We start from the raw sequence: 20,377 nt of genomic DNA, 5'->3' as shown, positions 1-20,377 counted from the left end.
TTGAGCTAATCCCAAGCCAGCTATTAATAAGGGACTGGGCTTGAATTTACATACCTGAATTGACCGAACTGCAGACAATCAAACTAATGAATCAGTACGAGTCGCGGATGTAAAAGCTGTGAATTGCATACGCTTAAAAATCGTAATTTGATTGACAGGAAATTGGTAGTTAAAAGGTCAGTTATGACCGGCGGTACAATTTACATGATTGGACAAGTCATCCCGAATTTTCATATTCATTTTGACTTAACGGACCAGACAGCCGTAAACCCAATGGCAGGAATATTAATATTCATTGCTATGTTCCTCACCGGATTTAAGGTGTATGACCCAATCTGCTGCTTGTTTCACTTAAAGGTTTCGGTAATGCCGCTATATCCGCAGCAATTGAACACCGGGCGAGGTTTCGTTTTAGGTGATGGCTGTAATATATTCAAATCGGCTGAAGGATTTATGTTATTCCAAAATTTTATCTTTGCACTGACAATACTCTTACAATGGGGTGGTTTATAATGCTTACGGGGCATCGGACATGGGTGTTTGATCAAAAGCCTGTCATCATCTCCACAGGAACCGTCGGCGGTCCATTTGAAGCAGACGGTATGCTTTCGGATGATTTCGATCTTCTCCATTCCGATTTATGGATCAATCAAGATACCTATGAAAAGGCACATAAAGTCTTATTGGAAGAAGCGAGTACAAAAGCAATCGAAAAGGCGGGTCTTCAGAAGGAACAGATTCAATTTTTCCTTGGAGGCGACCTTATCAATCAAATAACCCCTACGAGTTTTGCCTGCCGAACACTGGGAACACCATATCTCGGCTTATTTGGCGCCTGCTCCACCTCCATGGAGGGACTGGCTCTTGGTGCATACCTTGTCAATACCAAAGGGGCAGAGTACTTATTGACAGGAGCATCAAGTCATAACGCCGCAGTAGAAAAGCAATTTCGCTACCCAACTGAATACGGAGGGCAAAAACCTCCAACAGCCCAATGGACCGTTACTGGGGCCGGAGTGGCTTTATTAAGCAGTGGCGGGGAAGGTCCAAGGGTCACTTCAGCAACGATAGGCCGTGTCATCGACATGGGCTTGACTGATCCTTTCAATATGGGTGGTGCCATGGCCCCGGCCGCCGTGGATACGATTGAAGCCCACTTAAGAGAAAGAAACCTCGACCCATCCTATTATGATTTAATAGTGACCGGGGATTTAGGAAAGATTGGACATGAAGTTTCTCTGGCATTATTTAAAAAACATGGTACGCCGATTAAAGAAGCGCAATATAAAGATTGCGGTTTAATGATATACAGGGATGGTCAACCGGTCCTGTCCGGGGCAAGCGGCCCAGGATGTTCCGCAACCGTCGTTTATGGTCACTTATTAAATCGCATGAAAAAGGGAGAAATAAAACGAATGCTCGTCGTGGCTACAGGTGCTCTGTTATCTCCCCTTTCCTTTCAACAAAGTGAGACGATCCCATGCATTGCCCATGCCGTATCGATTGAATTCGAGTGAATCCACTACCATGCTTTACTTAAGGTTTGAAGTATTCAAACACACGCCTGCTCATACTGGATGAACATTCTTGTGTGCGGAGATTGTTTCGGAAGCGTTACGGATGCGGAAAAGAATGGATTGTTCGGTTGTTGTCGCTCGCATGTTTGAAGTAACCAGTACCTGGATAACAGCCTGGAGTGTTCGACCCATAGACCTAAAGATTAGGAGGATGCTGCATGACGATAGCTTCCAATGTCAAACAATGTGTCTCTAGCCTAAAAGGAGTTGAAGCAGGTTTATCCAGCTTAGCACTCCGGACTCAAGATGATGAATCTAAACGCATCTTGCATGAAACGATGCTGGTGGTGAATGAAGTTATGAAGGATGTACAGAAGCGCGTAGGCGAGTTAGAAAGGGAAGAACCGCAATATAAAGGTTTTTAATAACCATGATCAAGCAGGGGGTGTTTGGTAATGTCGGATTGGATAGAAATTGTTTTACGTTCATTATTCTTTTTAATTGTTCTTTTTTTGATCACTAAAGTGTTAGGAAAAAAACAATTGTCCCAGCTCTCCTTTTTTGAATATGTAACGGGCATAACCATTGGTAATGTTGGGGCAGAATTAGCTACAAAAGTGGAGGGCAATATTATACATGGCGTACTGTCCATTCTCGTTTTTGCCATAGCACCCTTCATTGCAGGATTAATATCCTTAAAAAGTAAAACTTTTCGTGACCTTATTGAAGGAAAAGCAACGGTATTCATCAAAGATGGGAAAGTCATGGAAGATAATTTAAAAAAAGAGAAATATACCATCGATGAATTGTTAGGATTGCTCCGGAAGAAGGATGTCTTCGATATTTCTGAAGTTGAGTTTGCCTTATTGGAAGCCAACGGGGATTTTTCCGTAATGTTAAAGAAGCAAAATCAACCTGTAACAGCTAAGGACCTTAACTTGTCTGTAGCTGCAGTAAAGGAGCCACAAACCATCATTATGGACGGCAGCATACTTGATGAACCGCTTTCCACGATTGGTCTGAACCGAAATTGGCTTCATACTGAACTGGATAAGTTGGGTGTTCTCCTTGAAAATGTGTTTCTTGGTCAAGCTAATTCTAACGGAGAATTAACTGTGGACCTTTATGATGATAAGCTTAAAGTTCCTTCCCCTCAAGAAAAACCTCTTTTGCTCGCGACCTTGAAAAAATGCCAAGCGGACTTAGAGTTGTTTGCCCTTGGAACTGAATCAAAGGAAGCTAAAGAGATGTTTAGCAAAAATAGCGAAAAGCTGCAAAGGGCAATAGATGACGTAGCCCATATCTTAAGGAACTGATTATATTTTTCATTTCCTCACTTTCATAAGCGATGTGATCAGTCCAATGATGACGATCGTCACACATGAAAAAAGAAATATTTCGATACCTAAGGTGAATGCTGCAGCTGAAATGATTAGTGTATCTATGACGATAATCGCCAAAGCAATATCCATGGAGGTAGATTTTGAGATGATTTTAGCTAACATATCCGTTCCCCCGCTGCTTGTCTCATATCGAAGCATGAGTCCTATGCCCATCCCTATGATGGCACCGCCGATCAAAGAGCTTGTTAGAATCGAAATGGAAAAGACCTTTTTCAATGGATTAAGCCAATCCATAAAAAGGGATGTCAAAAGCAATCCGTGAACGCTGCTATAGAAAAAAGGCCGTTCATAGTACCAGGCATATAAAAATATAGGAATACTAAGGATCAACATGGATAGCCCCGTTTGAAAACCAAAGAAATAATGAAGGATAAGTGCAATCCCAATAACGCCGCCATCTATTAAATGATGGGGAACTAAAAAACCATTGATTCCGATGCCCACCAAAAAGCTACCAACGATTACAGCCACCGCTTTTTGAAAATTAATAAAATCACCTTGCCTCCCAATTCATATATTTCTTACTATATGTCCAAGTCAAAGCGTCAAGAATAAACATGCAAAAAAAAAATCTCCCTCCCTTCCCTTCAAACTAATTACGGCAAAAAGGTCCCGGTCATTTAGACCGGGACCACAGTTTGTAAACAAAAGGGGAAAAGCGCGTCTAGGGAGACCCGCGGAAAGCGAGTGCCTTGAACGGAAATCAACGTCCAAATTGTACAAGCCATAAAAAAACTGTAGGCCCAGTCAATTAGACCGGGCCCACACTCAATCATTTCAACTCTAATAACACTACATTTTCAACATGTGTCGTCATTGGAAACATATCGACAGGCTGGATATCAACTGCTTTATATCCGCCTTCTTCCAATATATGAAGATCACGCGCTAAAGTGCCTGGGTTGCATGATACGTATACGACTTTGTTAGGTTTCATCTCGATGATCGTATTCAGAAGGGATTCTTCACAACCTTTGCGAGGAGGATCCACAACGATGACATCCGCAGTGTTGCCCTTTTGATACCATTCAGCAATAACGTTACCTGCGTCGCCGACCATGAATTCTGCATTTGAGATTTCATTCAATTCAGCGTTGCGGCGTGCGTCTTCTATCGCATCTTCGACCACTTCGACACCGATTACTTTTTTCGCTTTTTTAGCTAAAAATAAAGAGATGGTTCCAATGCCGCAATAAGCATCTATCACCGTTTCTTCACCCGTCAGCCCTGCATATTCAAGAGCTTTATCATATAGGACTTTCGTTTGGTCTGGATTGATTTGGTAGAAGGACTTAGCCGAAATTGCAAATTTCACATCACCGATCATATCATGGATCACTTCGTCGCCCCATAGTACAGTCATTTTATCGCCCAAGATAACATTCGTTTTCTTGGAATTCACGTTTTGTACAATGGATTTCACTTGTGGAAGACGTTCAACGATTTCCTTCACGATGGTTTCGATGAAAGGGATACTTTTCGTTCTTGTAACAAGAACAATCATTAATTCGCCTGTTTGCTTGCCATAACGGGCCATGATGTGCCGCAAAACACCTTTATGTGCCTCTTCATTATAAGCAGGGATACCTAGTTTACTGAAAATCTCTTTAACAACTTGAACGGCTTCATTGATCACTTCATTTTGGATAATGCTTTCTTTCGTTTCAACAATTTCATGTGTCCGCGGTTTGAAGAACCCTGCTATTAGCTTGCCATCCTTTTCACCAACAGGCACTTGCGCTTTATTGCGATAATGGGTTGGATTCTCCATCCCGATAATTGGGTGAACCTTCACATCCTCAAGTTTCCCTATGCGTGTCATCACTTCACGCACTTGCTTTTCCTTGAACTCCAACTGTCCTTCATAGCTCATATGCTGCAGCTGACAACCACCGTATTTAGTGTAATCTTCGGTCGTGACCTCAACACGGTATGGACTGTTTTCGATAATCTCCATCAAGCGGCCGAAGCCATAACCCTTATTAGCTTTCATCACTTTAATTTTTGCTTTTTCACCTGGAAGGGCGCTCTGAACAAAGATCGGGTAGCCATCGACTTTAGCGACGCCAGCCCCTTCATGTGTTAAATCTTCAAATAAAACCTCTATAATATCATTTTTAGCAACTGGTGCTGTTTTTTTCATATCATCTTCTCTTTTCTTTTTTATGCTAGCCTGTATTTTACCACAATAGAGGCCTTGTCACAAAACCACTCACCAATTTACCTTGGTTTTCATAAAAATATAGTGGAAGGAATTACGGATTTTTCATAGTTCCATGAATAAAAGTTCACTAAAAAAAGAAAAATAAGGAAAAACAGATGAGGTGAGGAAATGGGTTTATTTAACTCTATATCGGCCTGGAATGCTACAAGGTTAGAAAAACATCGTGCAAGTATGGAGGAAAAAGGCCTCTGTCCGGATTGTTACGGACGTGGATACAGCTCCTTCGTACCTACGGAATATCATTTTTCCGATATACACGACTGTCCCGGCTGTAATGGCACCGGCGCTTACGCTGATTGGGCCGCCATGAATGGACAGCAAATGTAATCGCATACAGTGCCAAATTTCAAATGAGAAAAAAGGACCCCCTGTTAAACAGGAGGTTCTTCTATTTCCTTTACCATATAGCAAAATTCATGGCCGCTAATCGGAATGGTTTTAATTTCCATATACCCTAATCTGCTATAGAGACGATTCGCCGCTTCATTTTCCTTTTCAACGACTAAAGAAACCCTTGGATATCCCTTATGTTTAGCGTATCCCTCAACATATTGAATCAGTGCACTGCCAATACCTTTCCCTTGAAAATCCGGGTCGACGGATACTGTATCCAAATAAAAGTCTCTCATTTCCGCTTCCTTATCGAGCGTAACGCTTGGGTCTTTCATCTTCATCCTTAATTGTTTCACTATCGGTTCATCCAAGCTTTCGGCATCCTTGCCATGGTAAGCAATGATCAATCCAGATATTTGTCCATCATGTTCACTGACAAGCGTATTTTCATAGCTGACCCGATTCCCACTTTTCCTGAACAAATCGGCAAGAACGGAAAGTATCCTTTCTTCTTCCGTTTCACCTGTCAAAACCTCTGCAATTTCCTTAATCGCTAACCGGGTCAATACGGCTGCCTTTTCCGCATCCTCCGGTGTCGCTTTCCTGATATACATGTTTGTAATTCTCCTTGCTTCATTAAACTGAAAAGGCCACCAGATTCAGTGGCCTCTTCAACCTATTTATTTGCCGGATCGTCCGGCAGTATTCCTTGCGGGATGAATACATCAAAATGGCGGTACTGATTTACGAATTCAGCTGGGGCCATCCCGCCAAATTCCCCATCCAAGTTAAGCATCATGTCCTTTTTGGCATGTACTTTAATTCGATTGGCTTTTTCATAAATGACGTTTTTATCATGGATATGTTCACCGCGCATTGCCAATGTTGCGACACGGACAATATCAGCAAGGTTTGCCTTTTTCAAAATAAGCAACGTGAACATCCCATCATTCAAAGAGGCGTCAGGGGCCAGTTTCTCGAAGCCGCCGACTGAATTCGTGTTAGCCACCAAGAAAAGCATGATCTCTCCTTCAAAAAGCTTTCCATCATATTCAATAGAAACTTCCGTCGGCTTAATTGAAGGAAGCATTTCAATTCCTTTAATATAGTACGCTAGCTGACCAAGCATGGTTTTCAGCTTGATCGGCACGTCGTAGGTCAATTCGGTCAATCTGCCCCCGCCAGCAATATTGATGAAATACTTATCGTTCATTTTCCCGATATCGACCGGCATCGTATGCCCACCGGCAATAATTTCGGCCGCCCCTTCGATCGACTTCGGTAAATGCAGCGCCCGGGCGAAATCATTGGTCGTTCCCGTCGGAATGATTCCTAGTTTCGGACGTTTCTCTGCAGTGGCCAGTCCATTAACAACCTCATAAATCGTACCGTCGCCCCCTGCTGCAATAACTACATCATAGCCGCGTTCAATCGCTATCTTAGCCGCTTTCGTCGCATCCCCGGCACCGGTCGTCGCATGTGCAGAAGCTTCATAACCAGCTTCTTCAAGTTTTGCTAGCACACCTGGCAGGCTCTTCTTAATGGCTTCCCGGCCCGAAGTCGGGTTGTAAATCAACCTTGCTCTTTTCATTTTCCCATCATCCTTATACATATTGATTCCATAATTTACATCTTAATCCTTCGTTACATGAAAAGCAATATTCGAAAAAAAGAGGACCGTATTTCGGTCCATATCTTTATATGCATTTTACTAGAAATCGTATCAGGGAAATTATAATGCTTTTTACAATTTTATTCTAGTAAATGATTTCAATCATGGATATTGAACGTTCACGTTAAATGTATCGGTAACCGTTAAAGTATGTTTCCCTTCACCAGTATTGAATATCCCGTTCTTTTTTACAATGCCTTCTTCACTTGTTCCTTCTTTCACTTCAGTCATTTTCCAGCCACTCTCAGGGCCTTCAAGTTCCTCGACCCCTCTAGCATCTATCTTGATATCACTATTATCCTCAAGGAATACACTTAGACTTCCGCTGTCCTTCACACTCCAGTCATTCAAGAGCTTTCTAGGCTTCAAGACAAGATCGGTACTTTGTCCGTCTATCTCCACTGCCAACTCAGCAGGGATTATAAGAGTTGCCTTAAGATTTCTTGTACCATTGTCCAAAAATCCATTTTGAATCGGCAAATCCTTGAAGCTTATATAAAGAGTATCCCCATTTCTCTCAACAAGTAAATAATCTTCCGCCTTTTTCAACAACGAATCAGCATCTTCCAGTACCCGCTCACCATATGTTCCAAAAACGGAAACTTCCTCGTCCTTACCACTTTCAATTGTCAATGGGTATGAGCCAGTGTCCAGGACAACTCTCTGTATGCCCTTCCCTGCCTTTTGATTGAAACCAGGCAAATTGACCGTTTTCTCTTCACTATTCACGGCAGCCCTAACTTGATCCATCAATCCGCTGGATGTAAGCAGAATTAAAACTATTCCCGTCGTTCCAAGCAATCCAACGAAAAGAATGCTAAGAATATCATACTTTACAAAAGAACTTTCTTTTCTTGAAAAATGAATATAAAAGAGAATCTCTGCACCCAAGATAATGAACAGCAACGGCCACCACGATAGCAGAATCGTCGTCAAATTCATATCCGCAATTTGAGAAACGAGTAAAACCAAACCCAAACCAACCAGGGATATCCCCATTGAAATCGTTCCGACCCTCCATGTTCTCATTTCGTCTCCTCCTCGACTCTCCCTTTTTTACTTCCCGTCAGCAATTTGATTCCCCCGCCTATGAGAAGGATGCATACAAGTCCTTTTTGAAAATAATCTCTAAACCAATACTCCAAGTTGCTTCCAATCCATTCATCTAAATGAGGGGCAATGGCCGGGACGATTATATTACTGGCCAAGAAGTAGATTCCAATTACCACCAACCCCACTCCTAGCCATTTTTGGTGATTGACCATACCCGAAATGATGGGCGTATCTTCTACTGGACCCTCTTCCATTTTCGAGGCTTTTTGCAATCCATCAAAAAAACTATAAAACCAGATAATCGGAATAAGGAAAAAGAAGAAACCTAACCGGAGTAAATCCAGTATGTAAATGGCGAATAAAAAGCCTGCCATCAATTGAATCCCACGTTTTTGCAGCCCCAAATATAAGTGACCTGCACCAGGAAAAATGGCGAGTAAAGTCGCGACCGATTTACTCTTCTTCCCGGATTCCCTTCTCTCCTCGAAATCTTCCAAAACGGTCCGATCGATAAGCTCCTCACCTCTTTGCTTTTTATTCAGCTGTTGAACAGAATCAAAAAAGCTGTAAATCCAGATAACAGGCAATAATGCCATGAATATTAACAGACCTTCCATTTGAGTCATCACACTGATGAATACCACCATGATGCCAAGGCCTAAAAAGCCGATGAGAAAAATGAGTCCCCGATTCATGAGACCCAGCTGAAAATGCCCTAATCCTGGAACGAATGAAAGGATGATTACATAAAATCTTTCCGCCTCCGGCTGATCGGCCCCTACATTCTCTTCACTTTTAGGATTCCTCAGTGAGGTGACCACCAAATCAAATATACTGATGAAATAAAACACCATTCCAATAACGGAAAAAGCCAGAAACGCATCCGATTGACTGATCAACGAAAGAAATAGACCTCCAAGCCCCAATCCAGCCGTGGCAAGAAAATAAAATAACCCTTTATATTTCCTTCCTAGGTAAAAATGTCCGAAACCTGGCAGAAACGATAATAAAAAAGCTAATACCGGACTTTTATTCATTTCTAAACCCCTCCTTATTTTTCTTTTCGATTGTGTCCATCCAATTAAATGTTTTATCAATAAGTCCATCGGTTAAGGACTGCGTTTCCTTTCCGCTGCTTGATTCCACGGAATCCACGTATTCCGTCAATGATTGAAATACTCCGCCTGCCATCAATAAAATCGTAAACCCGGCCGCAATCAGGTAATGTCTTGTAATCGTCCGAAGTGATTTTTCTTTTCGGTGTTGCTTAGCCTCTTCACCAGAACCTTCTTTCAATCGGCTAATCGAGTCCATGACCGGACCTGCAATATCAAATCCTTCGATGTCCAGACTGGTTTCTTCTTTTTCCATCGCTTCCATATAGGCCGACAAACACTTGTCACAGGAGTATAGATGATTTTCATATTCAATTTTTAGAGCCTCTGGTATTTCATCTGCCAAATATGCAACCCATTCTGCTTCAGGAACATGATTCATGAAAAATCCTCCTCTTTCCAATGTTTTCTCATCCAATTTCTTGCCCGATATAGCTTTACCTCGACAGATTTCACTTGAATATGCTGTTCCTCTGCAATTTGCTTGAATGTCTTTTCCTTTATGTAATAGCCATATACAACATCCCGATATCCCTCTGGAAGGTCATTCAGCTTCCGTAATACTTGCTTTCGCCTTTCATTCCGAAAGAATACGGCCTCGACATCATCCGTTAAGCTCAAATTAGCTTCCGATGAACGTTCGTCCTGCAATTCTTCCTTTTGGCGTTCCCTCTTTCTCTTTAGATCGATTGCATGATTGACCGCAATTCGGGTAATCCAGGTTTTGAAACCTTGGTTCTTATATTGAGGAAGAGAGGTGTAGATTTTGATAAAGACTTCCTGGGTAACATCTTCTGCATCCTTTTGATTCCGCAAGACGGAATAGACGGTCCTATAAATCGTCTGTTTATATGTTTCAATCAACATTCGGAATGCATGATCATTCCCAGCCCTTACCTTCTCAACTAACTCATCCGTCACTTCTCTTCCTCCTTTCCTTTTAATCATTCATGTAATAGACGCACAAAAAGGAGTTACCCCTACAGATAACTCAAAAAAAATCAAAAATATTTTTCCGCTTTTTCACAATAAACTTTTTTCTTAATCAAGAGAAAACCGTACCACTTTAAAAAGTGATACGGTCAATATTATCGTTTATTGATTTCTTCCACCAAAATTTTATTAACAAGCTGTGGATTGGCTTGTCCTTTTGTCGCTTTCATGATCTGTCCGACAAGGAAGCCGATTGCTTTTTGTTTACCGGCCTTAAAATCTTCAATTGATTGAGGGTTATTATTCAATGCTTCTTCAACGGCTGTACGCAATGCGCCTTCATCGGAAATTTGGACTAGTCCCTTCTCCTTGACGATCGTTTCAGCATCCCCGCCGTTTTCAATCAATTCTTTGAAAACTTTTTTAGCGATTTTAGAAGAAATCGTGCCATCTTCAATCAGCTTGATCATTCCAGCCAACGATTCAGCAGTCAATTTGACATCATGCAGCTCTTTACCTTCTGCATTCAAGAAAGCGGAAACCTCGCCCATGATCCAGTTAGATGCCAGTTTTGCATCCGCGCCTGAAGCGACTGTCGCTTCAAAGAAATCAGCACTTTCTTTCGTTACCGTTAAAACGGCTGCATCATATTCCGGTAAGCCAAATTCTTCGACATAGCGTTTTTTCCGGGCATCCGGAAGTTCCGGAATCTCGGCAGCGATACGCGCTTTCCATTCTTCATCGATATGGATTGTCAATAAGTCCGGTTCCGGGAAGTAACGATAATCATCGGAGCCTTCCTTAATTCGCATTAGTACCGTTCTGCCTGTAGCTTCATCGAACCGGCGTGTTTCCTGTTCGATTATGCCGCCTTCATTCAAGATTTCCGCTTGGCGGATTTCTTCATGCTCCAACCCTTTGCGGACGAAGTTGAATGAGTTCAAGTTTTTCAATTCGGTTTTCGTACCGAATTCTTTTTGGCCGACAGGTTTCAAGGAAATGTTGGCATCACAGCGAAGTGAGCCTTCTTCCATTTTACAATCGGAAACGCCGGTGTATTGAATGATGGATTTCAATTTTTCCAGATATGCATAAGCTTCTTCTGGGGAAGTGATATCCGGCTCGGATACGATTTCAACTAGAGGCGTACCTTGGCGGTTATAATCACAAAGTGAATAGTTCCCTTTATGTGTCAGCTTTCCAGCATCCTCTTCCATATGAATGCGGGTAATGCCAATTTTCTTTTTCTTGCCGCCCACTTCAATCTCAATCCAACCATGCTCACCGATCGGCTGATCGAACTGTGAAATTTGGTATGCTTTCGGATTGTCCGGGTAAAAATAGTTTTTCCGGTCGAATTTCGTAATTTCCGCCACTTCGCAATTCAGGGCAATTGCAGCCTTCATTGCAAAATCAACAGCCTTTTTATTGACGACAGGCAATACACCTGGGTAGCCTAGGTCGATTACAGTCGTGTTACTATTTGGAGCGGCACCAAAATGATTTGGGCTCGCTGAGAAAATTTTAGAATCCGTTTTTAATTCTACGTGTACTTCTAGACCGATCACCGTTTCAAAGTCCATTTTTTTCACCCCTTACAGCTTAGGAAATTGTTTATGAAAATCTGTTGCTTGCTCAAATGCGTGAGCCGCGCGGTAAATAGTGCTTTCATCAAAATGCTTCCCAATCATTTGCAGTCCAAGCGGAAGCCCATTCGCTGCGAATCCACATGGCACGGATATACCCGGTACACCAGCAAGATTGACTGGAATCGTCAAGATATCATTCGCATACATCGTTAATGGATCGTCGACTTTTTCACCAATTTTAAATGCAGGCGTAGGTGTAGTCGGCCCAACGATGACATCGTATTTTTCAAAGACATCTTCAAAGTCTTTTTTGATTAACGTACGTACTTTTTGAGCCTTTTTATAATAAGCATCATAATAACCTGAACTTAAGGAGAAAGTTCCAAGCATGATACGGCGTTTCACTTCGTCACCGAATCCTTCTGCGCGGGTTTGCTTATACATTTCTATAAGTGTTTCTGCATTATCTGTACGGTGTCCGTACCGCACACCGTCAAAACGTGAAAGGTTAGCCGAAGCTTCCGATGAAGATAGCAGATAATAGGCAGCTAAAGCATATTTGGAATGCGGCAAGGATACCTCTTCCCATTCAGCTCCAAGCCCCTCTAATACTTTTAACGCTTCAAGTACGGAATTACGTGCTTCTTCCCCAACGCCTTCGCCAAGATATTCTTTAGGCACAGCTATTTTCAATCCTCTAACATCGCCTGTTAATGAATTCACAAAATTCGGCACGTCAACATTAGCAGAGGTCGAATCCATTGGATCCACACCTGAAATCGCTTCAAGCAAATAAGCGTTGTCTTCAACAGTTCTTGTAACCGGACCGATTTGGTCCAGTGAAGATGCAAATGCTACAAGTCCGAATCGGGAAACCCGTCCATAAGTAGGTTTTAAGCCGACAACTCCACAATATGCCGCTGGTTGGCGGATCGATCCACCCGTATCGGAACCTAAAGAGAATAGGACTTCACCGGAAGCGACAGATGCAGCTGAACCACCTGAAGAACCGCCTGGCACATATTCCGTGTTCCAAGGGTTGCGTGTTGCCTGAAACGCGGAGTTCTCATTGGAAGAACCCATCGCAAACTCATCCATATTCAATTTCCCGATCGTAACCGTTTCTGCATTCTGTAGCTTTTGAACAACGGTTGCATCATAGATTGGATCAAAGTTCTCCAAAATTTTGCTCGCACAAGTCGTACGCAAATTTTTAGTGACAATATTATCCTTCACTCCGATCGGCATACCAAATAAAGCGCCTTCGTTCTCGCCTTTTACCAATTGATCATCCAATCGTTTTGCTTGATTGCGGGCGTTTTCTTCATCAAGTGTCAAAAATGCCTTCACCTTGTCCTCTACCTGTCCGATTCGCTTATACGATTCGTTAACAAGATCAGTGACACTTATCTCTTTCTTATGTAAGCGTTCATGAAGCTCAGAAACCTTTTGTTCGAACAACGACATCATTGTCCCTCCTTATTCAATTATAGATGGTACACGGATATATCCATCTTTGCTATCCGGTGCATTTTTAACTACTTCTTCTACTGGCAATCCCGGTTTTGCGACATCTTCGCGCATAACATTCTTCATATCCAAAACGTGAGAAGTCGGGTTTACTTGATCCGTATCAAGCTCATTCAACTGCTCCGCGAATGAAATCATTTGGTCAAGCTGATGCTGAAACTGTTGTGCTTCTTCTTCCGTAATGGCCAAACGAGCCAAATGGGCAACGTGTTTAACTTGTTCCATAGAAATACGTGACATTCTCTTCACCTCCGAAAAAATATCCAAATCGACTGAATTTCGTCGCTTTTCTCCATATAATCATCGTTTAAATCATATCAAACTATTACACAGTAAAGCAACAAGAGTTACAATGTCGAAATTCAATTATTTCATAAGGAAAAAGAGATATTTTCCGGGAAATATGGGGAAGTTGCCGGAATTTCCGGGGAAATGACAATAAGTCCTTTAAAATTCGACAAATATTACCCTTTTAAATCAGTTTCTCCCTGAAATGGAAGGGTTCACTCCCTGGTTAAAGGTTATTTTGGATAGATTCCCATTTAAAAGCGGGACACAAAAAAGATGAAGCCGCTAAGCTTCATCTTTTTTCATTCATATATATGAACGGTTGGTTCGTCCTGATTCGCTTCACGGACTATGAGTGCTTCAGGTCCATTTACAGAGGTGATGGATACCTGTACGGCAATATAGTTCGGAAAACGTTCCATTACAAGTCCAGCAACATATTGGGTAAAGCCGATCGCTTCGGAGTTCCCATAAAATTGAATGGGGATATCGATGTTCAGACTTTGCAATTGATCATCCATATAGAACGCCCTGCCGATGACTCCGTTAAAGTTAGGGAAATATTCTTCGACATCTTCTTTAAAGTTCGTGAAAGTATTGACGTCATCACGGTATTTTTTTTCAGCACCAGCAGAAGGAAATAGGAAATACTCTTCGTTCAAGTTCGTCCATTTTCCAATGTTGTCAGAGTTTTTATCGATATTCGTATAGGAAATGAAATTCCCAGGGACTACTGAAGATTTTTCATTTTGCTCGAATAAGGCAATCGTAATCGGAACATTTTTCAGCTTGTCCATTTTACGCAGCCTTTTTAAGACTTCTGCAGCAATTTTCTCCCCTTCTTGCTTTAGCTTTTTACTATCGATTTTATTTTCATAGGTGGCACCGAATTCCTCCTTTTGATAGTAATGCACTGAATTCAACGCAAGACCTATTACAACTCCGCCAAGGCTCACTGAATTATCTTTTGTTTTTACCAAGTAATTATGTTCTAAAATATGGGCAAGATAGATCGGATTTTCTTCATTCCGCTTATCAATGTCACCTTTACCTGGATCAACCGGATTCAAGCCAAGGTTCTCTGAGGCTTTCTTCTTCTTTTCTTTCAACTGACTATCGGTATATTTTCTGTTCAGCCAGGAAGATATCGTGGAACTATCCAGTACTTGCCCCTCTTGAAACAGGTAATCTTCCGGGTCGAATTGGGTTTGCGCCAACCGCATCAAACCATTTTCGAATTCTTCAATGTCATATCGGGTATTTAGATTGGATACGACCAAACCGCGTGCTTTTGATGGTTCAAACGGTAGGATTGTTTGATAATATTCTTCCGAAATTTTATACTTCGGAATAATTGCCGTTTCTTTTTTGTCTTTGGAGTCTTGAACTACCTCTTGCTTATCCTCAAAACTAGGCGCACATCCAGCAAGAAGCAGTATAAGAATCATCCCCAAAATAGAGTGTTTCCTCATAGCTACACCTCTTATTTATTTAGTTCCTCAATCAGTCTCTCTTCATCCCATACCATGACGCCTAGGCTTTCCGCTTTTGCCAGTTTGGAACCGGCATCTTCGCCAGCTACGACCAAATCGGTTTTCTTGCTGACACTTCCAGCAACGTTAGCTCCTAGCGCCTCTAATTTCTCTTTTGCTTCGTTACGTGTTAACTGATGCAGTTTCCCCGTTAAAACGACTGTTTTACCGGCAAAAATGGAGTCGTTATCTTCTATAGCAACAGCTCTTTGCCCTTTGAAAGTAAGATTCACACCGGCTGCATCCAACTCATTCAATAATGCATGGACTTCTTCCAATTCAAAATAAGCTACGATGGAATCAGCCATCTTATCGCCTATTTCATTAATGGCCGTTAGTTCTTCACGGCTCGCCTTGCTTAAGGCTTCCATCGTCCCGAATTCCCTCGCAAGCGTCTTGGCAGCTTTTGAACCAACATGGCGAATGCCCAGCCCGAATAGTAATTTTTCCAACGAGTTGGTTTTCGAAGCTTCGATTGCTTGAAGAAGTTTATTGACGGATTTATCCCCCATCCTTTCCAAAGCAATCAGTTGATCGTATGTAAGCTTATAAATATCAGCCACATCTTGTATGAGTTCTTCTTTAAATAACAAGCTAATCACTTTTTCACCAAGACTGTCTATATTCATTGCTGTACGGGAAACAAAGTGAATCAAGCCTTCCCGTATTTGTGCAGGACACTTCGGGTTGATGCAGCGTAAAGCAACCTCCCCGTCCAGCCGGACAAGTTCACTGCTGCATTCCGGGCACTCTGTCGGCATCTGGAACTCGACTTCTTCCCCTGTACGGCGCTCTGCCAGTACATTGACTACCTCTGGAATGATATCACCCGCTTTTTTCACGACCACTTGATCTCCGATTCTGATGTCCTTTTCACGGATTAAGTCTTCGTTGTGAAGTGAAGCTCGCTGTACAGTGGTACCTGCTACCCGAACGGGATCCAATACGGCGGTCGGGGTCAATACACCCGTACGGCCAACATTCAGCTCGATATCCCTTAGGGTTGTAATGACTTCTTCAGCTGGGAATTTATAAGCAATCGCCCATCGCGGACTTTTTGCAGTAAAACCTAATTCATCCTGCTGTTCAAGGGAATCCACCTTTACGACAATTCCATCAATATCATAGGCTAAGTTTGGACGTTGTTCCGTCCATTCTACTATATAGGCCAGCACTTCCTCTATATTCGAGCATCTTTTTCTTTCCCGATTCGTCTTAAACCCGAGTCGATCCAATAAATCCAGACCCTCACTGTGGGAACGGACCCCTGTCTCGCCCAAATCGGCAATCGCATAAAGGAAAATATCCAAGTTCCGTTTCGCAGCAAGTTTTGGGTCAAGCTGCCTTAACGAGCCGGCAGCTGCATTTCTTGGGTTTGCAAATGGTTCCTCACCGCGTTCTTCCTTAACCTTGTTTAATGATTCGAATGATTTTTTTGGCATGAAGGCCTCACCGCGCACTTCTATGGCAACCGGCTCCCGCAGCTTCAATGGAATCGACTTGATCGTTTTTAAATTAGCGGTAATATCTTCACCAATCGTTCCATCTCCACGGGTTGCCCCTCTTACGAAATATCCATTCTCATATTGAAGAGTGACGGCAAGTCCATCAATTTTCAATTCACATACATAGGAAAAATCGTCACCTACAGATTGTCTGACCTTTCTGTCAAAATCCCGTAAGTCACTTTCATTGAAGGCATTGCCTAAACTAAGCATTGGTGTGGTATGCTCCACTTTTTCAAACATATCCAAAATGGCGCCACCGACCCGTTGTGTCGGTGAGTCCGCCGTTTGCAGTTCCGGAAATTTCTCCTCATACTCAATAAGTTCACGGAGCAGACGATCATATTCAGCATCAGGTACTGATGGCTGGTCCATCACATAATATTCATAGCTGTATTGGTTCAACAACGTTTGCAGTTCTAGAACTTTCTTCTCTGCAGCTTGTAAGTCCATACGTTCAATCCTTTCTAAAGAAGACTCCACCGCACTTCTTATAGAAGAGCGGTGTCTAAAGTCAGATATCCCTATTCTTTACCAGTGGAGGCATATTAATCTTAAGCTTTTTCAACTGGTGCAAATTTCGCCAATAGGCGCTTGATGCCGATTGGACTTGGAAAGGCTATATCCAATTCCTTCCCTTCGCCTTCCCCTTTTACGCTCACCACGGTTCCTATACCCCATTTTTTATGGGAGGCACGGTCACCGACAGCCCAGCCGATCTCTTCACCGCCCGTTGCGGATGGCGCAGAAACAGCTCTTCCGAAGGCAGGCACTTTTCTTGTTGAAGCAGTTGAAGGAGATCCGGTTCTCGAAGAACTGAAAGGTGTTTGCCTAGCTCTAGGAGCCGGTTTCGGTTTTAGATCTTCAAGCAGTTCCTCTGGTATTTCACTAATGAAACGGGAAACGGGATTCATGCTCGTCCGTCCATACAATGTCCGCATTTGGGCATTGCTTATGAATAGTTCATTTTCAGCCCTTGTAATTCCCACATAAGCCAGACGGCGTTCTTCTTCCATCTCCTCTTCATCCATAAGCGAGCGGCTGTGAGGGAATACCCCTTCTTCAAGGCCCAATAGAAAGACCACCGGATATTCAAGTCCCTTCGCTGAATGCAGCGTCATCAACGTTACCATATTTGTAGCTTCTTCAGTATTCTCGTCAAGTTGGTCTATATCGGCAACCAACGCAAGGTCAGTCAAAAAGCCCACCAATGATTTGTCCTCGCTGTTATCTTCGAATGCTTTCGTAACAGATAAAAACTCATCTATATTTTCAAGGCGGCTTTGTGATTCAATCGTTTTTTCTGCCTGCAGCATCTCACGGTAACCGGTTTTCTTAATGACTTCCTCCACAAGTTCCGTCACGGATAAGTACTCCTGCTGATTTGTATAGTTAGTGATCAGCGTATGGAATTCCCTTGCCGCTTTGGTAGCCTTCCCGCTTATCCCTACCATTTCCACAGATTCCAGTGCTTTATAAATTGAAACATCATATTGATCTGCATAATCTGCCACTTTGTCCATTGAAGTTGCACCAATTCCGCGTTTTGGTACATTGATTACACGTCGAAGACTGATGTCATCATCAGGATTCGCAATAAGGCGAAGATAGGCAAGTAAATCCTTAATCTCTTTACGGTCATAGAACTTGGTGCCCCCGACTATTGCATAATTTATATTGGATTTAAGCAGAACTTCCTCCATGACACGTGATTGTGCATTTGTTCTGTAAAGTATTGCTATATCTGAATATTTCCGGCTGCCATCCTGGACTAACTCATTTATCTTTCCGGCTACGAATTGCGCTTCCCCTTGTTCATTGTCTGCACGGTAATAGAATATCTTATTGCCATCTGCATTCTCGGTCCAAAGATTTTTCGGCTTCCGGTTTTGATTGTTATCGATGACCTTATTCGCCGCTGCAAGAATCTTTTTCGTCGAGCGGTAATTCTGTTCAAGGAAAATCATGTTGGCATTCGGATAATCCTTTTCAAATGAAAGGATATTCGCAATATCCGCACCGCGCCAACGATAGATCGATTGATCGGAATCCCCGACAACACAGAGATTACGGAAGCGTGAAGCCAGCAGTTTAACTAGCATGTATTGAGCCCTGTTCGTATCTTGATACTCATCAACATGAATGTATTGAAATTTACGCTGATAATATTCAAGCACCTCAGGTACGAGCTGGAACAATTGAATCGTCATCATGATCAAATCATCGAAATCGAGCGCTGAATTTTTACGCAGCCGTTTTTGGTATTCCGTATATACATCGGCAGTTACTTTAGTGAAGTAATCAGACGCCGTCTTCACGTACTCTTCCGGCCCGACCAATTCATTTTTCGCTGAACTGATGCTACCTAAAATGGCACGATAATCATATTTCTTTGTATCCATATTACGGTCTTTCATGATTTGTTTTATGACCGATTGCTGATCCGTCGTATCCAATATCGAGAAGTTCCTATTAAATCCGATACGGTCGATATCTCTTCGTAAAATACGGACACACATCGAGTGGAAAGTCGAAATCCAGATATCTTCGGACGCACCGCCAAGTATGGCACGGATCCTCTCCTTCATCTCACGTGCCGCTTTGTTGGTAAACGTGATTGCAAGGATGTTCCAAGGCGCTATTTCCTTCTCGACCATCAAGTAAGCTATTCGGTGAGTCAGCACACGCGTCTTTCCACTTCCTGCCCCAGCCATGATTAAAAGTGGGCCATCAGTTGCTTTCACTGCTTTTTGTTGCTGTTCATTCAAACCTATTAGTAATTTTTCCGCTAAATATTGCATTATCACACCACCTATACGAACATTCGTTTCTGTTTTAGTATACTATATTTATTACATGTTTTCATTTAACTGCCGAAACTGTTGCAAGTGCCACTTTCAAATCTTCATAAATCACATTGCCGACAACGATGACATCCGCAATCTTGGACATCTCTTTGGCCTGTTCAACCGATTTTATCCCACCGCCATAGAATAGTAGGGTATCCTCCAAACTCTCTTTGGCCGCTTCCACCATCTGGACATCGCCATAATCACCGCTGTATTCCAAATAAAAAATTGGCAGGTTGAACATCTTTTCTGCCATCATCGCGTATGCACCCACATCATCCATATCCAAATCGGTATTGGCTTTCGTCAACTGGGCCGCCTTGCACTCAGGATTCAGGATACAGTACCCTTCAACGAAAATTTCATCCCAATTCAAAAGGTATCCGTATTCCTTGACTGCTTGCTGATGCAGTTTCATCATCCAATCCGGGTTAGTGCTATTCAGGACACTCGGAATGAAATATAAATCAAACCCTGGCGTCACCGTTTCAACAGAAGAAATTTCCATCACACATGGGACGGTATATCGTCTGACACGTGCCATTAAATGAAGCACATTCTCTAGCGTGATACCATCCGTTCCCCCGACCATGATTGCATCAGTACCGGATTCACAGACTTTCTCTAGGGCCTCATCACTTATTTCTTTATTTGGATCGAGTTTGAAAACATGTTTCCACTCGCGAAAATCGTACATTATAATCCTCCATTCACACTTCCCATTACACCATTATAGCATTAAGATTTTTCATTAAAAAAGAGAAGTATCGATAAAATGTTATTACCAAATGGAACCTCTGAATCTAAAATCCAATATAACACGGATACGGTTGA

The 20,377-nt window shown here is 42.4% G+C and carries 19 protein-coding genes; 4 read left to right on the top strand and 15 right to left on the bottom strand.

Annotated features, from left to right (window positions below; all coding sequences use genetic code 11):
* The first annotated feature begins 183 nt into the window (after window positions 1–183).
* The 4 genes from ACIQZD_RS19835 (at window position 184) to ACIQZD_RS19820 (ending at window position 2,833) form a co-directional block, all read left to right on the top strand.
* The gene (locus ACIQZD_RS19835; RefSeq protein ID WP_402905709.1) at window positions 184–513 is read left to right on the top strand and encodes a SpoVA/SpoVAEb family sporulation membrane protein; all 330 of its coding nucleotides are present in this window, start codon (window positions 184–186) and stop codon (window positions 511–513) included.
* Entirely contained in the window at window positions 513–1,517 is a 1,005-nt protein-coding gene (spoVAD, locus tag ACIQZD_RS19830) for a stage V sporulation protein AD (protein ID WP_402905707.1), read from the top strand. The genes ACIQZD_RS19835 and spoVAD overlap by 1 nt, the downstream gene beginning before the upstream one ends.
* A 218-nt stretch (window positions 1,518–1,735) precedes the next feature.
* Window positions 1,736–1,942 carry a DUF1657 domain-containing protein gene (locus tag ACIQZD_RS19825; protein WP_076372773.1) on the top strand — a complete coding sequence of 69 codons (207 nt, stop codon included), beginning with the start codon at window positions 1,736–1,738 and terminating at the stop codon, window positions 1,940–1,942.
* 30 nt (window positions 1,943–1,972) lie between these two features.
* Window positions 1,973–2,833, top strand: a complete 861-nt coding sequence (locus ACIQZD_RS19820) for a DUF421 domain-containing protein (protein ID WP_402905705.1) — start codon at window positions 1,973–1,975, stop codon at window positions 2,831–2,833.
* Window positions 2,834–2,842: 9 nt separating this feature from the next.
* Here the strand turns inward: ACIQZD_RS19820 and ACIQZD_RS19815 are convergent, their stop codons facing one another.
* From ACIQZD_RS19815 to pcrB, 15 genes are all read right to left on the bottom strand, one after another.
* Window positions 2,843–3,364 carry a YitT family protein gene (locus tag ACIQZD_RS19815; RefSeq protein WP_241663348.1) on the bottom strand — a complete coding sequence of 174 codons (522 nt, stop codon included), beginning with the start codon at window positions 3,362–3,364 and terminating at the stop codon, window positions 2,843–2,845.
* A gap of 328 nt (window positions 3,365–3,692) precedes the next feature.
* Window positions 3,693–5,063: a 23S rRNA (uracil(1939)-C(5))-methyltransferase RlmD gene (rlmD, locus tag ACIQZD_RS19810; protein ID WP_402905702.1), complete on the bottom strand. Its 1,371-nt coding sequence runs from the start codon at window positions 5,061–5,063 to the stop codon at window positions 3,693–3,695.
* A gap of 452 nt (window positions 5,064–5,515) precedes the next feature.
* The gene (locus ACIQZD_RS19805; RefSeq protein WP_402905700.1) at window positions 5,516–6,091 is read right to left on the bottom strand and encodes a GNAT family N-acetyltransferase; all 576 of its coding nucleotides are present in this window, start codon (window positions 6,089–6,091) and stop codon (window positions 5,516–5,518) included.
* Window positions 6,092–6,153: 62 nt separating this feature from the next.
* Window positions 6,154–7,068 carry a diacylglycerol kinase gene (locus tag ACIQZD_RS19800; RefSeq protein WP_101225006.1) on the bottom strand — a complete coding sequence of 305 codons (915 nt, stop codon included), beginning with the start codon at window positions 7,066–7,068 and terminating at the stop codon, window positions 6,154–6,156.
* 183 nt (window positions 7,069–7,251) lie between these two features.
* Window positions 7,252–8,178, bottom strand: coding sequence for a LiaF transmembrane domain-containing protein (locus ACIQZD_RS19795; RefSeq protein ID WP_402905697.1), 927 nt, complete (start codon window positions 8,176–8,178; stop codon window positions 7,252–7,254).
* A complete protein-coding gene (locus ACIQZD_RS19790; RefSeq protein WP_402905695.1) occupies window positions 8,175–9,239 on the bottom strand; it encodes a hypothetical protein in 1,065 nt (354 codons plus the stop codon). The genes ACIQZD_RS19795 and ACIQZD_RS19790 overlap by 4 nt, the downstream gene beginning before the upstream one ends.
* On the bottom strand, window positions 9,232–9,699 hold the full coding sequence (locus ACIQZD_RS19785) for a hypothetical protein (protein ID WP_402905693.1): 468 nt from the start codon (window positions 9,697–9,699) through the stop codon (window positions 9,232–9,234). Before ACIQZD_RS19785 ends, ACIQZD_RS19790 begins: the two co-directional genes overlap by 8 nt.
* Complete coding sequence (locus ACIQZD_RS19780) at window positions 9,696–10,238, bottom strand: sigma-70 family RNA polymerase sigma factor (protein WP_402905691.1); 543 nt, start codon at window positions 10,236–10,238, stop codon at window positions 9,696–9,698. The genes ACIQZD_RS19785 and ACIQZD_RS19780 overlap by 4 nt, the downstream gene beginning before the upstream one ends.
* Before the next feature lie 167 nt (window positions 10,239–10,405).
* Window positions 10,406–11,833, bottom strand: a complete 1,428-nt coding sequence (gatB, locus tag ACIQZD_RS19775; protein ID WP_076372752.1) for an Asp-tRNA(Asn)/Glu-tRNA(Gln) amidotransferase subunit GatB — start codon at window positions 11,831–11,833, stop codon at window positions 10,406–10,408.
* Between the two features lie 12 nt (window positions 11,834–11,845).
* Window positions 11,846–13,306 carry an Asp-tRNA(Asn)/Glu-tRNA(Gln) amidotransferase subunit GatA gene (gene gatA / locus ACIQZD_RS19770; RefSeq protein WP_241590138.1) on the bottom strand — a complete coding sequence of 487 codons (1,461 nt, stop codon included), beginning with the start codon at window positions 13,304–13,306 and terminating at the stop codon, window positions 11,846–11,848.
* Between the two features lie 12 nt (window positions 13,307–13,318).
* Window positions 13,319–13,609, bottom strand: a complete 291-nt coding sequence (gatC, locus tag ACIQZD_RS19765) for an Asp-tRNA(Asn)/Glu-tRNA(Gln) amidotransferase subunit GatC (RefSeq protein WP_137018236.1) — start codon at window positions 13,607–13,609, stop codon at window positions 13,319–13,321.
* A gap of 350 nt (window positions 13,610–13,959) precedes the next feature.
* Window positions 13,960–15,129 (bottom strand): CamS family sex pheromone protein, encoded by a 1,170-nt coding sequence (locus ACIQZD_RS19760; RefSeq protein WP_402905689.1) that lies wholly within the window; start codon window positions 15,127–15,129, stop codon window positions 13,960–13,962.
* A gap of 11 nt (window positions 15,130–15,140) precedes the next feature.
* Window positions 15,141–17,147 carry an NAD-dependent DNA ligase LigA gene (ligA, locus tag ACIQZD_RS19755; protein WP_402905687.1) on the bottom strand — a complete coding sequence of 669 codons (2,007 nt, stop codon included), beginning with the start codon at window positions 17,145–17,147 and terminating at the stop codon, window positions 15,141–15,143.
* A 101-nt stretch (window positions 17,148–17,248) separates the two neighbouring features.
* Window positions 17,249–19,495, bottom strand: a complete 2,247-nt coding sequence (pcrA, locus tag ACIQZD_RS19750; protein ID WP_402905685.1) for a DNA helicase PcrA — start codon at window positions 19,493–19,495, stop codon at window positions 17,249–17,251.
* Between the two features lie 61 nt (window positions 19,496–19,556).
* Entirely contained in the window at window positions 19,557–20,240 is a 684-nt protein-coding gene (gene pcrB, locus ACIQZD_RS19745) for a heptaprenylglyceryl phosphate synthase (protein WP_402905683.1), read from the bottom strand.
* Between the last annotated feature and the right edge of the window lie 137 nt (window positions 20,241–20,377).

It is taken from the genome of Peribacillus sp. NPDC096447, assembly GCF_044762725.1.
Lineage (GTDB): Bacteria > Bacillota > Bacilli > Bacillales > DSM-1321 > Peribacillus.
The sequence above is the reverse complement of the archived record's forward strand: the minus strand, read 5'-3'. Positions and strand labels throughout refer to the sequence as shown.

Excerpts from the sequence above, each read along its gene's own strand:
- ACIQZD_RS19790 (WP_402905695.1), bottom strand. The coding sequence starts at position 9,239 with ATGAATAAAAGTCCGGTATTAGCTTTTTTATTATCGTTTCTGCCAGGT.
- gatB (WP_076372752.1), bottom strand. The coding sequence starts at position 11,833 with ATGGACTTTGAAACGGTGATCGGTCTAGAAGTACACGTAGAATTAAAA.
- ACIQZD_RS19785 (WP_402905693.1), bottom strand. The coding sequence starts at position 9,699 with ATGAATCATGTTCCTGAAGCAGAATGGGTTGCATATTTGGCAGATGAA.
- ACIQZD_RS19795 (WP_402905697.1), bottom strand. The coding sequence starts at position 8,178 with ATGAGAACATGGAGGGTCGGAACGATTTCAATGGGGATATCCCTGGTT.
- ACIQZD_RS19835 (WP_402905709.1), top strand. The coding sequence starts at position 184 with ATGACCGGCGGTACAATTTACATGATTGGACAAGTCATCCCGAATTTT.
- ligA (WP_402905687.1), bottom strand. The coding sequence starts at position 17,147 with ATGGACTTACAAGCTGCAGAGAAGAAAGTTCTAGAACTGCAAACGTTG.
- spoVAD (WP_402905707.1), top strand. The coding sequence starts at position 513 with ATGCTTACGGGGCATCGGACATGGGTGTTTGATCAAAAGCCTGTCATC.
- ACIQZD_RS19805 (WP_402905700.1), bottom strand. The coding sequence starts at position 6,091 with ATGTATATCAGGAAAGCGACACCGGAGGATGCGGAAAAGGCAGCCGTA.
- ACIQZD_RS19800 (WP_101225006.1), bottom strand. The coding sequence starts at position 7,068 with ATGAAAAGAGCAAGGTTGATTTACAACCCGACTTCGGGCCGGGAAGCC.
- ACIQZD_RS19760 (WP_402905689.1), bottom strand. The coding sequence starts at position 15,129 with ATGAGGAAACACTCTATTTTGGGGATGATTCTTATACTGCTTCTTGCT.
- gatA (WP_241590138.1), bottom strand. The coding sequence starts at position 13,306 with ATGTCGTTGTTCGAACAAAAGGTTTCTGAGCTTCATGAACGCTTACAT.
- rlmD (WP_402905702.1), bottom strand. The coding sequence starts at position 5,063 with ATGAAAAAAACAGCACCAGTTGCTAAAAATGATATTATAGAGGTTTTA.
- pcrA (WP_402905685.1), bottom strand. The coding sequence starts at position 19,495 with ATGCAATATTTAGCGGAAAAATTACTAATAGGTTTGAATGAACAGCAA.
- gatC (WP_137018236.1), bottom strand. The coding sequence starts at position 13,609 with ATGTCACGTATTTCTATGGAACAAGTTAAACACGTTGCCCATTTGGCT.
- pcrB (WP_402905683.1), bottom strand. The coding sequence starts at position 20,240 with ATGTACGATTTTCGCGAGTGGAAACATGTTTTCAAACTCGATCCAAAT.
- ACIQZD_RS19825 (WP_076372773.1), top strand. The coding sequence starts at position 1,736 with ATGACGATAGCTTCCAATGTCAAACAATGTGTCTCTAGCCTAAAAGGA.
- ACIQZD_RS19820 (WP_402905705.1), top strand. The coding sequence starts at position 1,973 with ATGTCGGATTGGATAGAAATTGTTTTACGTTCATTATTCTTTTTAATT.